General features: G+C 67.3%; 9 protein-coding genes. 5 read left to right on the top strand and 4 right to left on the bottom strand.

What is annotated here, in order from left to right; genetic code table 11:
* Positions 1 to 60: 60 nt before the first annotated feature.
* Positions 61 to 1,326, bottom strand: a complete 1,266-nt coding sequence (locus AC1DEZ_RS00520) for an N-acetylmuramoyl-L-alanine amidase (protein WP_476778197.1) — start codon at positions 1,324 to 1,326, stop codon at positions 61 to 63.
* Positions 1,327 to 1,964: 638 nt separating this feature from the next.
* Between AC1DEZ_RS00520 and AC1DEZ_RS00515 the strand changes: the two genes are divergently transcribed.
* Together AC1DEZ_RS00515 and AC1DEZ_RS00510 are read left to right on the top strand one after the other, a co-directional pair.
* The gene (locus tag AC1DEZ_RS00515; RefSeq protein ID WP_476778196.1) at positions 1,965 to 4,745 is read left to right on the top strand and encodes an Rne/Rng family ribonuclease; all 2,781 of its coding nucleotides are present in this window, start codon (positions 1,965 to 1,967) and stop codon (positions 4,743 to 4,745) included.
* Positions 4,746 to 4,879: 134 nt separating this feature from the next.
* A complete protein-coding gene (locus tag AC1DEZ_RS00510; RefSeq protein ID WP_476778195.1) occupies positions 4,880 to 5,233 on the top strand; it encodes a hypothetical protein in 354 nt (117 codons plus the stop codon).
* A gap of 13 nt (positions 5,234 to 5,246) precedes the next feature.
* Here AC1DEZ_RS00510 and AC1DEZ_RS00505 read toward each other — a convergent pair whose 3' ends face one another.
* Positions 5,247 to 7,556 (bottom strand): mechanosensitive ion channel family protein, encoded by a 2,310-nt coding sequence (locus AC1DEZ_RS00505; protein WP_476778194.1) that lies wholly within the window; start codon positions 7,554 to 7,556, stop codon positions 5,247 to 5,249.
* Positions 7,557 to 7,633: 77 nt separating this feature from the next.
* The gene (locus AC1DEZ_RS00500) at positions 7,634 to 8,824 is read right to left on the bottom strand and encodes a pyridoxal phosphate-dependent aminotransferase (RefSeq protein WP_476778193.1); all 1,191 of its coding nucleotides are present in this window, start codon (positions 8,822 to 8,824) and stop codon (positions 7,634 to 7,636) included.
* Between the two features lie 183 nt (positions 8,825 to 9,007).
* Here AC1DEZ_RS00500 and AC1DEZ_RS00495 point away from each other — a divergent pair, with 183 nt between their 5' ends.
* The 3 genes from AC1DEZ_RS00495 to accC all read left to right on the top strand — a co-directional run bounded on the left by AC1DEZ_RS00495 (position 9,008) and on the right by accC (position 12,020).
* Positions 9,008 to 9,814 carry a DsbA family protein gene (locus AC1DEZ_RS00495; protein ID WP_441513456.1) on the top strand — a complete coding sequence of 269 codons (807 nt, stop codon included), beginning with the start codon at positions 9,008 to 9,010 and terminating at the stop codon, positions 9,812 to 9,814.
* Positions 9,815 to 10,161: 347 nt separating this feature from the next.
* A complete protein-coding gene (gene accB, locus AC1DEZ_RS00490; protein WP_476778192.1) occupies positions 10,162 to 10,617 on the top strand; it encodes an acetyl-CoA carboxylase biotin carboxyl carrier protein in 456 nt (151 codons plus the stop codon).
* A 41-nt stretch (positions 10,618 to 10,658) separates the two neighbouring features.
* Entirely contained in the window at positions 10,659 to 12,020 is a 1,362-nt protein-coding gene (gene accC, locus AC1DEZ_RS00485; protein WP_476778191.1) for an acetyl-CoA carboxylase biotin carboxylase subunit, read from the top strand.
* A gap of 260 nt (positions 12,021 to 12,280) precedes the next feature.
* Here accC and AC1DEZ_RS00480 read toward each other — a convergent pair whose 3' ends face one another.
* Positions 12,281 to 13,393, bottom strand: coding sequence for a M20 family metallopeptidase (locus AC1DEZ_RS00480; RefSeq protein ID WP_476778190.1), 1,113 nt, complete (start codon positions 13,391 to 13,393; stop codon positions 12,281 to 12,283).
* Positions 13,394 to 13,415 lie beyond the last annotated feature (22 nt).

Genomic DNA, 13,415 nt, shown 5'->3' with positions numbered 1-13,415 from the left:
ATCTCCCTGTTTGGTCGCATTTTCTTCGCGTGACCAGTATTCGCCTCACTCGAAGATGCTCTAGTTGCGATTCTCCGCTGCCTTCCCGACGGAGGCGCGCTCCCTGGCGAAATAGTCTTCCACCGCAGCCGAGACCGCCGTCACCGCCTTGCCGCGCCATTCGGGCGAATTCAGCAGTTCGGCGTCCTTTGGGCTCGACATGTAGCCGAGCTCGATCAGCACCGAGGGAACGTCCGGCGCGCTCAGCACCCAGAAGCGAGCCGAGCGCAGCGGAATCTTGTGCATCTTGATCGAGCCACCGAGCTTGTCGACGAGGTTGCGGGCGAACACGCCGGTGAAGGTCCGCGTCTCGCGGCGTGCCAGATCCATCAGGATGCCCGCAACATCCTGAACTTCCTCGCGCGTCTCCAGCCCTGCTGCCGCATCCGCCTCGTTTTCCTTGGCGGCGAGCTTGGCCGCCTCGGCGTCGGTCGCCCGCTCCGAGCGGGTATAGACGGTGGCGCCGCGCACATCCTGCGCCTGCATCAGCGAATCGGCATGGATCGAGATGAACAGGTCAGCCTGCTCGTCGCGGCCCGTCTGCACCCGGTCCGAAAGCGAGACGAATCGGTCATCGTCGCGGGTCATCACGACGCGATAGCGGCCGGAGGCTTCCAGTTGCTCCTTGAGCGCCTTGCCGAAGGCGAGCACGACCGATTTCTCGGAGATGGAAGCAACCATGGTGCCGGGGTCGATACCGCCATGGCCGGGATCGATGACGACCACGCGGCGCGTCTCGCCGCGGGGCTTGGCGGCGGGAAGCGCCGGCACAGGGGCTTCCTGCACTTTCTTTGCCTTGGCCGCCTCGGCCAGGAAATCGGCACGCGCAGCCTTCTTCAGCTCGATCGTGAGCTCGCCGAAGCCGCCGCGCACGGGCTTCACCTCGGTCCTGGCGATCGTGGCCGGCTGCGAAAGATCGATGATGATTCGGGCCCTGTCGGCGGTGAAGAGGCCGTAGCGATAGGCACTGACGAAGCCGGCAGCCTTTTTCGCGCTGCCCTGGATCTGGAAGTTGGTCGACGGCATCTCGACGATGACGCGGTCCGGCGAGGCTTGCACCCAAGCCTCGATCTCGACCATCGAAGACATCGTCATGGTCAGGCGCACGCTGTCGCCGCTCTGCTCGAGGCGCGCATCGGTCGCGACCGGATACTCGTTCTGCGGCTTGCTCTCGCTGCGCGCCGGCACGGAGGCGAATATGAGCCCGCAGGCCAAGGCGATGAAGGCGGCACCCCGCAGGATATTGCGGGACGATCGACCTTCCGGACCCTGAACAGCGTGGCGCATGCGCGGAAACAGCTGGAAAATCCCGTTCGATATTACCAAGGCTTAACCATAACGGGGGTGAAATCTTAAGAGGCGGTTACCACCTCTCAAGGAGGGCGTGAACCGCTCGGGGACCGGGTCGGCGAAATGCGGCTGTCATGTGACTTGCAAATCACCATCACCTGTCTGTAATGGAATTGGCTGCCCGTCAGCCTGCCCATGGGACACACCCGGATCGAGCGATCCGTCGGCGTCCGGTCAGGCTGTGCCACCTTCTCCCTCGGGAGCGGCGGCAGGTAGCCACAACGGATCGTCCGCAGACGATTGGTATGGGGATTGCGAGTGTTCTGCGCCCCACCTTGTCTCGCGAGCGTGCAAACGCGATGGGCCGGCCGCCAGGCAGACGCATCGCAGGTCAGGACAGATGACGGGGCAAAAGACGACGCTAGCACCTGAGGTGAACCGTCCGAACCTGCGGGACCGCGCCGGGCTTCAAGCCCGAGCAGCGCTCCCGAGCCGTATTCCTGTCCAGGCTAGTCTTTCCCACCTCCTGCAACATGCCGGCTCGTTCCGGCCTCAGCGCGGCGCCCCTGGCCGCGGCGGCGGATTCTCATCCGTAGCCGCGCCTGCACAGGCGACCGCGCCAATGGAAGTTTCATATGGCCAACAAGATGCTTATCGATGCCACCCACCCGGAAGAGACCCGGGTCGTGGTGGTCCGCGGATCCCGCGTCGAAGAGTTTGATTTCGAATCAGCCAGCCGCAAGCCGCTGCGGGGGAATATCTATCTCGCCAAGGTGACGCGCGTTGAGCCGTCACTTCAGGCTGCCTTCGTCGAATATGGCGGCAACCGGCACGGATTCCTCGCCTTCTCCGAAATCCACCCGGACTACTATCAGATCCCCGTCGCCGACCGGCAGGCGCTGATCGAGGACGAGGCGCGTGCCGAACGCGACGAGGAGCGCGACGAGGAGCGCCGCGAGAAGCGCGGCCGCCGCGATCGCGGGCGCCGTGGCGACCGTGACCACCGCGCCAAGAAGGCCGCGGCCGACGAGACCGTCTCGGCCGAGGTCGAGGCGAATGGCGAGGACCGCGTCGAGACCGACGGCAAGGAAGCCGCCATGGTCAACGAGGGCGCGCCGGCCTTCGGCGAGTACTTCGCCCCGGCGGTTGCCGAATCGACGACCGAGGACGCCGCCGAGAATGCCGCGCCGCTGACTTTCGAGACGGTCGAGGCGACCGCCTCGGCCAATGAGGGCTCGGCTTCCGCGGAAGACGCCGAGGCTTCGGAAGTCGAGGCCCGCAAGCCTTCCGAGGACGAAGGCTCCGAGGATGGCGACGACGAGGAGAACGGCGAGGAGGCCGAAGAGGCTCCCGAGCAGCTCGGCGGCGGCGACGCCCTCGACGACATGCCGGAGCGCCCGCACCGGCAGTCGCGCCGCCAGTACAAGATCCAGGAGGTGATCAAGCGCCGCCAGATCATCCTGGTCCAGGTCGTGAAGGAAGAGCGCGGCAACAAGGGCGCGGCGCTCACCACCTATCTCTCGCTCGCTGGCCGCTACTCGGTGCTGATGCCGAACACCGGCAAGGGCGGCGGCATCTCGCGCAAGATCACCAACGCCGAGGACCGCAAGCGCCTCAAGGAGATCGCCCAGGAGCTCGAGGTTCCCGAGGGGATGGGCCTCATCCTGCGCACGGCCGGCGCCTCGCGCACCAAGGTCGAGATCCGGCGCGACTACGAGTATCTGATGCGGATGTGGGAGAGCGTGCGCGAGCTGACGCTGGCCTCTGTCGCCCCGGCGCTGGTCTATGAGGAGGGCAACCTCGTCAAGCGCTCGATCCGCGACCTCTACAACAAGGATATCGACGAGGTTCACGTCGCCGGCGAGGAGGCTTATCGCGAGGCCAAGGATTTCATGCGCATGCTCATGCCGAGCCATGCCAAGAGCGTGAAGCCCTATCGCGAGCAGACCCCGCTCTTCGCCAGCTTCGGCGTCGAGAGCCAGCTCGACGCGATGTTCTCGAACACCGTCACGCTCAGGTCCGGCGGCTATCTCGTGATCAACCAGACGGAAGCGCTGGTCGCGATCGACATCAACTCGGGTCGCTCGACCCGCGAGCACAATATCGAGGACACCGCCCTCAAGACCAATCTCGAAGCTGCAGAGGAAATCTCTCGCCAACTCCGCCTGCGCGACCTCGCCGGTCTCATCGTGATCGATTTCATCGACATGGAGGAGAACCGGAACAATCGGGCGGTCGAGAAGAAGCTGAAGGAGTGCCTCAAGGACGACCGCGCCCGCATCCAGGTCGGCCGCATCTCGGCCTTCGGCCTGCTGGAGATGTCGCGCCAGCGCATCCGCACCGGCGTGCTCGAAAGCTCCTCCGTCCCGTGCCCGCATTGCGCCGGCGCCGGCATGATCCGTTCGACGTCGTCCGTTTCGCTGCAGATCCTGCGTGCGCTGGAGGAGACGCTGATCAAGAGCGCCTCGCACAACCTCACCGTCCGCACCCGGCCGGAGGTCGCGCTCTACGTCCTCAACCAGAAGCGCGCGCATCTGGCCGATCTCGAGAACCGGTTCGCTATCGCGATCACGGTCTCGACCGATCCGAACCTGCTCGGCACCCGCTACTTCGAGGTCGAGCGCGGCGAGTTCGTCGGCAATGAAGGCCGGGTGATCCCGACCAGCTTCAAGGCCGAAGCCATCGCCTCCGATGTCGATGACGAGGCGCTGGACGCTGCGGCCGAGGCTGCCGCGCTCGATGCCGAGACCGGCGACAACGAGACGACTGCCAGCGAAGCCCAGGACGAACGCGGCGAAGGCGACCGCGAGAATCGCCGCCGCCGCCGCCGCCGTCGTCGGCGGCGTGGCGGAGAGCGCGACGACCAGGGCCAGCAGCTCGAAGCGGGTCACGGCGAGGACGCCGAGGGCGATGAGGGCGAGGACGGAGACGACGCGGCCGAAGGCACGGATGTCGAGGTCGTTGCCGAGGCCGTGATCGAGGCTCCTGCCACTGAGGCCGCGCCGGAACCGGCAGCCGAAGAGGCGGCGCCTGCGGAGCCGGCAAAGCCGAAGCGCAGCCGCGCCCGCAAGCCGAAGGCCGAGGCCAAGGAGGTTGAAGCCAAGACGGAGACGGCCACGGCCGAAGCCGCGCCGGCGGAGAAGCCCAAGCGCAGCCGCTCGCGCAAGAAGGTCGTGCCGATCACCGAAGGCGGGGAAGCCGCTGCCGAGACCGCTCCGGCCGCTGCCGAGGCGCAGCCTGAGGCCCCGGCCGCAGTGCCCGAGCCCGTTGCAGCCCCGGCCGAGCCCACTCCGGCGCCTGAGCCGGCTCCCGCTCGGGCCCCCGCGGAAGAGCCCGTTGCGGTCGTGCTGACGGAGCCGGACCCGAACCGCCCGAAGCGCGGCGGCTGGTGGAACAGGCTCGCCGGCCGCTCCTGAGCGCTCGCTTCCGAAACGATCGATGCAAAGCCCGCCGCCACCAGCGGCGGGCTTTGTTTTTCGGGGGCGCTTGGCGGCCGCGTCCCGACCCGGCATTGTGGTCGATGGCTGATCGCCGGGACGGGAGGAAGCAGATGCCGCCGCCTCGAAACAGGGAACGTGACGTTCTGCTCCTCCTGTGCGCGGTGGGGCTGATCGGTCTGGCCTATCTCGCCTGGCGCGCGGTAGGCTGGTTCGGAGTCGGGCTCGTCGGACTCTTCGTCGCCTTCCTCGCCGTCAGGATCGAGCTCGAAGGCAATCGGCCGATCGGCCCGCAAATGACGCCCGATCTCCATGCCGGACAGTATCGCTCCGAGGCGGGCTTGCACCACGCCGAGCGCGCGCATCGCAGTGCCGAACGTGGCGCCCTCGCCCATGCCGCGCGCCTCGCCAGCCTGTTCGGCGGCGGGTTGACGGTTATCGGTTTCGGCCTGTTCTTCCTGCTTTAGAAGCGAGACCCGCTCAGCTCGCCGCTGGTGCGAGCGGAGTCGGTGGCGGCACCGTCGCGATCGCCGCTGCCGCGCTGGACTGCGCCCCGCCCTCGCCGCCCCGCACCGTGACCGCGTTGGAAGCGAAGGGAATGTGGGCCTCGTTCAGCGAACGGTAGACGCGCTTCAAGGCCTCGCGCTGCAGCATCGACGCCTGATTGGGCTTCCCGGTGAACTTCAGCCGGACCACGATCGCCTGGTCGGTGATATCAGCCACGCCTTGCATCTTGAGCGGCGCGATGAAGTGCGGCCCGTATTCCGGGTCTTCCAGTAGCGCGAGGCCGACCTTCTTGATGGCCTTGCGGGCCTGCTCGATATCGGCGGAGTGATCGAGGCGGACGTTGAACTTCACCGTTGCCCAGTCGCGGCTGGCATTGGTCAGCGACTGCACCTGGCCGAAGGGCACGGTGTGGATCTGGCCGCTCTGATGACGCAGTTGCATTGAGCGCAGCGAAATCTTCTCGACAGTTCCCTTGAGCCGGCCGGTATCGACATACTCGCCGACGCGGAAAGCATCCTCGAGCATGAAGAACACGCCGGATACGATGTCGCGCACCAGGGCCTGCGAGCCGAAGGAAATCGCAAGGCCGAGAATTCCGAAACCCGCCAGCAGTGGGCCGATATCGACGCCGAGACGCGACAGCACCACCAGGATGGTGAGGCCGAGCACTGCGCCCAGGACCACGCCGCGCAGCACCGGCAGCACCGTCGCAAGCCGGCTCGGCACCCCCTCATCATGGGCTACGTCCTCGTCGGCGGGGCCGACGACACGGCGCTGCGGCGTGTAGGCATCGAAGAAGGCGTGCAGGAAGACGAGCGCAACCCAGCCGGCGAAGGCGAACACGGCGACGCCGACCGTTTGCCGCATGACGGCAGCGAACTGCGCAGAGCTGACGCCAAGAAGAAGTCCTGCCCAAAGCCGTGCGATAATGTAGAAGCCGGCCGCCCAGATCACCCCCAGAGCGGCGGCCCGGACAGCGGCACTGCCGGCGCTCAGGATCGGTGTGACACCGTGCTTTGCCTCGCGCCGGGCCGCACGGCACCGAAGCCAGCTGGCAAGCCCGACGGCAACGATGGGGATTATCACGATCGCCACCTGGGTCAGCGCCGAGGCCTCCGCCCAGCGCCCGCCATTCGACATCATCGCCGCGGCGCTGCTGACCATCCACAACAGGACCGTCGTCGCGATATAGAACCACGCTGTCCCGGCCGCGATCAGCCGCCGGATCGGGCCGGGCTCGGAGGAGCCGGACAGGACCAGCACCGCGAGATCATGCCGGCCGTCATAGAACCACCAGATCTTGAAGAGCGTGATGGCGAGCCCTGTCAGCGCGATGAGCCCCGTCACGGGCCGCGGCCCGGAGCTGACCTGGTTGGCCAGCAGAATGCCCGTCACGATCAACGGCGTCAGAACGGAATAGACAACCAGCCGGCGGAAATGCCGCTCGGCACGCGGCAGTGGCATGATACGGCGTTCGGGAGCATCGGGCGAAATCAGGAACCGGCCGACGGCAATATAGAGCGCGCCGATCGCGGCGCCGTTTGCGGCCGTCGTCAGGGCCTGCATGGCGAGGTCGTCCGCTGGCAGCCAGGCGTTGCGGGCCGTTCTCGCCACGGCGAGTGCCAGCAGGATCGTCGCGACATCCTGGAGTAGCCCCCATGAGGAGGCGATGAGGCGCGGAGTGAACTCCGGCCCCAAAGGCCGACGCTTGCGCGCGAACCAACGGGCGGTCGCGATCCGGAACGCGAAGGCGATGGCGAGCGCGAGGCAGACGATCCCGACGATCCGCCAACCGGCGGTGGGCCCGTCGCGGCCGTTGAGATTGCGCTGCCAGGAGCGTTCCCAGTCGGCAGGCAGCTCGGTGACCGAGGGAATGGAGGCGCCACTATATTCGACGCCGTCGACGAAACGGTCGACGAGCGCACTGGCCTCGGCCTGGAAGCCCTCCTCATCCGCCATCGAGATGGCCGGTGCGGGAGCTGCCGCAGCTGGCTTGGTTTTAGCGGTCGGCGCGGGCGCGGGCGGCGGCGCCGCGGCCGGCACGCCGCCGACCCGGATCTCCACGGGCCGGCCCGACAGCGCATCGACCATCCTGCGGATCGTTTCGGGCGTCTCGTCGCCGCGAAGATTGAGGACGACCGGGGCCTCGGTCTCGGCGCGCGCCATCCCCGCCAAGCCGAAGCCGAGCAGAAGAGCGAGCGAAACGAGCGCACAGATCAGGATCGCTGAGGAGAGCGCTGAAAGGCGCCTCGCAGAAGCCCTGCCGGCTGCAGCGACGTCCATGGCCAATCTCCCCCTTCTCCGAAGCGGAGAATGCGGAGCTTCTGCGGATTCTGGCAAGGGGGACGAGGCACTATGCCTCAGCGTTTCTTGAGCCAGCCACCGATGCGGGAGACCGCCTCTTCGCATTCCGCCAATGAGCCCGCGAAGGAGAGCCGCACCGTGCGGGCGCCGCGCCCTTCGTCGAAGTCGAGCCCCGGCGTGATCGCGACGCCGGCCTCTTCGAGGACACTGCGGCAGAAGGCCATGGAATCGTTCGAATATCGGCCGATATCGAGATAGATGTAGAAGGCGCCGTCGACCGGCAGGAAGTCGCCGAGCCCGATCTCGGGCAGGGCCTTGAGCAGGAAGGCGCGGTTTTGTGCATAGCCCGCCTTGATCGCCTCGCATTCCTGCGTCGCATCGAAGGCCGCCTCTCCCGCCACCTGGCTGAGATAGGGCACCGAGATCGACAAATTCTGCTGGAGCCGCTCGATGGTGCGCACAAGCCGCTCGGGCACGATGAGCCAGCCGACGCGCCAGCCGGTCATGCAATAGTATTTCGAGAACGAGTTGACGATGATCGCGTCCTGATCGGCCGCGAGCGCCGTCGTGGCGGGCGCGTCATAAGTCAGCCCGTGATAGATCTCATCCGAGATGTACCAGAGCCCGAGCTTGCGGCAGCAGGCCGCGACCTCGGCGATCGCATCCGGCGCCATCACCACGCCGGTTGGGTTGGCCGGGCTCATCGTCAGCACGCCGGCGAGCGGCTTCTCGCGATGGGCTCGCTCGATCAGCTCGGGCGTCAGCGCAAAGCGCGTCTCGGGCCCAACCTCGATCGCGACCGGCTCAAGCCCGAGCGCGATCAGGATATTGCGATAGGCCGGGTAGCCTGGCGCCGTGATCGCGATCCGCGAGCCCGGCTGGAAGCAGGCGAGGAAGGCGAGAATGAAGCCGCCGGAGGAGCCCGTCGTCACCACGACACGTTCGGCCGCCACGTCGACGCCATAAGCTTCGCGATAATGGCGTGCGATGCGATCCCTCAGCGAATCCGTGCCGAGCGCCTGCGTGTATCCGATCCGCCCATCCTCGAGCGCCCGCGCCGCGGCGGCGCGGATCGAGGCCGGAGTCGGCGCCGAGGGCTGGCCGACCTCCATATGCACCACCGAGCCGCCGCGACGCTCGATCGCGGCCGCCTGGTTCATCACGTCCATGACGATGAAGGGGGCCACGCGCTCGGCGCGCTCGGCGAGAGCAGGCAGCGCAGCGGGCGAAAACGGGGGCTTCTGCATCGACTTGTCCGGTTCATCGAGGGGCCGAGCCCGCGTAGCCGAGGCAGCGCCGGCCCGCAACCGCCACCCTGCTGGCAGAGCTGTGATTTGACCTTCGGGCGGCGAACACACACAAGCTCGCGCATACGAGTGCTTTGTTCCGCTGGATCGTTCTGCGCCCAGCGGCTTTGAAAGGACAACCAGATGGCTTTCCGGACCCTCACCAGCCTGGCGCGCGCCTGCCTGCGGCCTGCCGGCCTCGCGCTTGGCCTCTGGCTCGCGGCCTCCGCCGCGCCCGCCATGGCGCAGGGCCAGCCTCTCTCGCCCGAGCAGCGCAAGGCGGTGACGGACCTGATCCGCGAGACGCTGCTGAAGAATCCCGAGATCATCCAGGATGCTCTGATCGAGCTCGAGCGCCGCAACACCGTTGCCCAGGCCGAGGCGCAGCGCGGTGCCGTCGCCGCCGAGAAGGCGCGGATCAGCGATCCGGCGACCTCCGTCATCATCGGCAACCCCGAGGGCGACATCACCCTCGTCGAGTTCATGGACTACAACTGCGGCTTCTGCAAAAGGGCGATGGAGGATGTGACGGCTCTCGCCAAGAGCGATCCGAAGCTGCGCGTCGTGCTGAAGGACTTCCCGATCCTCGGACCGGATTCGGTCGAGGCGAGCCGCGTCGCCGTCGCCGCCAAGAACCAGCTCCAGGGCCAGAAGTACTTCGATTTCCACAACAAGCTGATGGCCGTGAAGGGCAAGGTCAACGGTGCCAAGGCGCTCGACATTGCCAAGGAGATCGGCGCCGATGTCGCGCAACTGAAGAAGGATATGGAGGCGCCCGCCACCAAGGCCGCGATCGAAGACACCGTCGCGCTCGGCGATAGGCTCGGCCTGACCGGAACGCCGGCCTTCATCGTCGGCGACGAGATCGTCTTCGGCGCCGTCGGCCAGGCCGCTCTCAAGCAGAAGATCGACTCCGTGCGCCGCTGCGGCAAGACCGAATGCGCCGGCTGAGGCCGGTCACCGTCTCCCTGCAACGAGACATGCCGGGCTGGCAGGCGCCGTTCAGGCTTCCCCTGCCGGCCCGCAACGTTTATGAGGGCGGCTCCTGCCGCCTGCGCGCGGCGCCGGAATCAACGCCCTTCCATGGTCTCCGTCCGCGTCCTGAACGGACCCCACCCCAATCCGCCTGCACCACGCGGGACGGCTAGCTGCGGCGGCGGGCACGCTGAACCCGTGTTCGACGCCTTAGCTCTGCTGCCGGACGGGTGGGCGGCGAAGGCCATCTGAATCCGAATGAACGGGCTCGCGGCGCAGGCCGCGGCCCATCCGAGAATCTAAAGAAGACGGTGACACCCGCCATGGCGACCAAGAGCCCGATCGATCCCGAACTTGTCCGCGAGCTCGCCGAGCTCCTGAACCAGACCGATCTCACCGAGATCGAGGTCGAGAAGGGCGATCTGCGCGTTCGCGTCGCCCGCAGCATCACCACGACCGTGCAGGTCCCGGCCGCGGCGCCACTGGCCGTCGCAGCCGCCCCCGTCGCGGCTGCCGCCGTCGAAAGCAAGCCGACCACCGCCCATCCGGGTGCGGTCAACTCGCCGATGGTCGGAACCGCCTATCGCCGCCCCTCGCCCGAGGCGAAGCCGTTCGTCGAGATCGGCAGCATCGTGAAGCAGGGCGAGCGCATCCTGCTGGTCGAGGCGATGAAGACCTTCAACGACATCGTCGCGCCGCGCGCCGGCAAGGTCACGGCCATCTTCGTCGAGGACGGCCAGCCCGTGGAATACGGCGAGCCGCTGCTGGTGATCGAGTGAGCGTGGCGCCGCTCGCCGCCCGGTCGGATTTGGGTTTCAAGATGTTCGACAAGATTCTGATCGCCAACCGTGGAGAGATCGCGCTGCGCGTCCTGCGCGCCGCCAAGGAGCTCGGAATCGCCACCGTCGCGGTTCACTCCACGGCCGACGCCAACGCCATGCATGTGCGCCTGGCCGACGAGAGTGTCTGTATCGGCCCGCCGCCCGCGCGCGAGAGCTACCTCAACGTCCCCGCCCTGATCGCCGCCTGCGAGATCACCGGCGCCGACGCGGTCCATCCCGGCTACGGCTTCCTGTCCGAGAACGCCCGCTTCGCCGAGATCCTGGACCAGCACAACATCACCTTCATCGGCCCCAAGGCCGAGCATATCCGCGTGATGGGCGACAAGATCGAGGCCAAGCGCACCGCGAAGCGCCTCGGGATCCCCTGCGTTCCCGGCTCGGAAGGCGGCGTCAGCGATGATGGCGACGCCCTGCGCATCGCCAAGGAGATCGGCTTCCCGGTCATCATCAAGGCCGCGGCCGGCGGCGGCGGGCGCGGCATGAAGGTCGCGCGCAGCGAGGAGGAAATCCTCGTCGCGCTCCAGACCGCCCGCACCGAGGCCAAGGCCGCCTTCGGCGACGACGCGGTCTATATCGAGAAATACCTGGAAAAGCCGCGCCATATCGAGATCCAGGTGCTCGGCGACGGCCGGGGCAACGCCATCCATCTCGGCGAGCGTGACTGCTCGCTGCAGCGCCGCCACCAGAAGGTCTGGGAGGAAGGCCCCTCGCCTGCCCTCAATGCCGGCGAGCGCGACCGGATCGGCGATGTCTGCGCCAAGGCGATGTCCGAGCTCGGCTATCTCGGCGCCGGGACGATCGAGTTCCTCTACGAGGACGGGAAGTTCTACTTCATCGAGATGAACACCCGCATCCAGGTCGAGCATCCCGTCACCGAGATGATCACCGGCATCGACCTCGTCAACGAGCAGATCCGCATCGCCGCCGGCGCGCCGCTCTCGCTCAAGCAGTCGGACATCGTCATTGAGGGCCACGCCATCGAGTGCCGGGTCAATGCCGAGCATCCGGCGACCTTCCGGCCCTCGCCCGGCAAGATCGCCTCGTTCCACACGCCGGGCGGCCTCGGTGTGCGCGTCGATTCCGCCGCCTACCAGGGCTATGCCATCCCGCCGCACTACGACTCGCTGGTCGGCAAGCTGATCGTGCACGGCCGCAACCGCGACGAGTGCCTGATGCGCCTGCGCCGTTCGCTCGACGAGTTCGTCGTCGACGGCGTCGACACCACGCTGCCGCTGTTCCGCACGCTGGTCCGCAACCCGGACATCCTCAACGGCGACTACAACATTCACTGGCTCGAGAAATTCCTCGCCGCCGGCGGCATGGGCGAACCGGAAGGCTGAGCGGCGGGTAGGCCTGAAACGACGAAGCCCCTCGCATAGCGAGGGGCTTTTTGTCTTGACGATCGCGCTCACCTCAGCGGAACCGCAACGCCATTCCCGGGCGGACCAAAGGCCTGAGCCCGGGAAGTCCCCCGAGCCCTCATCCTGCGGAGCGCCACAGGCGCGTCTCGAAGGATGTGCCGGGAGGCTCCCGAGACATCATCCTTCGAGACGCCGCGTTCCGCAACTCCTCAGATGAGGGCTCGATTCTCAAACGGCGCTCAGATCGTCTCCAGCAGGCCCTTCATCAGCGCCTGCCGCGGAGCGATCGAGGAGATCAGCGCGTATTCCTGCAGCGTATGCGCGCCGTCGCCGTCAATGCCGAGACCGTCGAGGGTCGGCACGCCGAGCGCTGCGGTGAAGTTGCCGTCCGAGCCGCCGCCCGTCATCGGGCAGTCCTGCAGGTCGAATCCGATGCCGGCCGCGACCTTCTGCGCCTGTCCGAACAGCTCCGCCACCATCGCCGATTTCTCATAGGGCGGCCTGTTCATGCCGCCGGTGATGCGCAGCTTCACATCGGGATCGTGCGGCTTGAGGCTGAGGATGCGGTTCTCCATCATCACGCCATCGGCGAGCGTGGTCACGCGGCAATCAACGCTGAACCAGGCGTGCTGCGGGATGACGTTCGCGGCCGTGCCGCCGCCGACCAACGCGACGCTCGTCGTAATGCCGCGGGCATAGTCGGTCATGCCCTCGACGGCGAGGATCTGGTGCGCCGCCTCGCGGATGGCGCTGCGCCCATCGGCATGGCGCGAGCCGGAATGGGCCGGCCGGCCTTCGAGCCTGACATCGAAGCGGCCGACGCCCTTGCGCGCCGTGACGATCCTGCCGCCTTGCCGCGCCGGCTCGGTGACGAGCACCGCTGCCGATTTCCGGCCGATCTCCTCGATCAGCCCGCGGCTGGTCGGCGAGCCGATCTCCTCGTCAGGCGTGAACAGGAAGACCAGCGGCCGTTTGGCGCTGCCGGCGGACGCGACCTGCTTGAAGGCCTGCAAGGCAAGCCAGGCGCCGCCCTTCATGTCGTAGACGCCGGGACCATAGAGCCGGTCGCCCTCGATCCTGACCGGCAGCTCCTTGGCGCTCGTGCCGACCGGATGCACCGTGTCGAGATGCGACATCACCGCGACGGCCGGCTGGCCGTTGTCGAGGCCGGCGCGCAGCATGACCATGTCGCCGAGCCCGTCACGACCCGGGATGCGCTCGACCGCGATCGGCAGCCCTGCCACATCCTTCTGGACGAGGTCCATCATGCCGTTCAGCCCGGCGGGATGGCTCGTTGGGCTCTCGAGCGCGACCCAGACGGAGAGCGCGGCGGCGGCATCGTTCTGATTCATGGGGTCATTCTCTCCAAAGATG

Source organism: Allobosea sp. 10L422 (assembly GCF_056395345.1).
Note: the sequence above shows the minus strand (reverse complement) of the source record. Positions and strands in the feature narration are given on the sequence as shown.

Coding starts and splice junctions, on each gene's coding strand:
- AC1DEZ_RS00495 (WP_441513456.1), top strand. CDS start 9,008: ATGGCTTTCCGGACCCTCACCAGCCTGGCGCGCGCCTGCCTGCGGCCT.
- AC1DEZ_RS00500 (WP_476778193.1), bottom strand. CDS start 8,824: ATGCAGAAGCCCCCGTTTTCGCCCGCTGCGCTGCCTGCTCTCGCCGAG.
- AC1DEZ_RS00515 (WP_476778196.1), top strand. CDS start 1,965: ATGGCCAACAAGATGCTTATCGATGCCACCCACCCGGAAGAGACCCGG.
- AC1DEZ_RS00520 (WP_476778197.1), bottom strand. CDS start 1,326: ATGCGCCACGCTGTTCAGGGTCCGGAAGGTCGATCGTCCCGCAATATC.
- AC1DEZ_RS00510 (WP_476778195.1), top strand. CDS start 4,880: ATGCCGCCGCCTCGAAACAGGGAACGTGACGTTCTGCTCCTCCTGTGC.
- accC (WP_476778191.1), top strand. CDS start 10,659: ATGTTCGACAAGATTCTGATCGCCAACCGTGGAGAGATCGCGCTGCGC.
- AC1DEZ_RS00480 (WP_476778190.1), bottom strand. CDS start 13,393: ATGAATCAGAACGATGCCGCCGCCGCGCTCTCCGTCTGGGTCGCGCTC.
- accB (WP_476778192.1), top strand. CDS start 10,162: ATGGCGACCAAGAGCCCGATCGATCCCGAACTTGTCCGCGAGCTCGCC.
- AC1DEZ_RS00505 (WP_476778194.1), bottom strand. CDS start 7,556: ATGGACGTCGCTGCAGCCGGCAGGGCTTCTGCGAGGCGCCTTTCAGCG.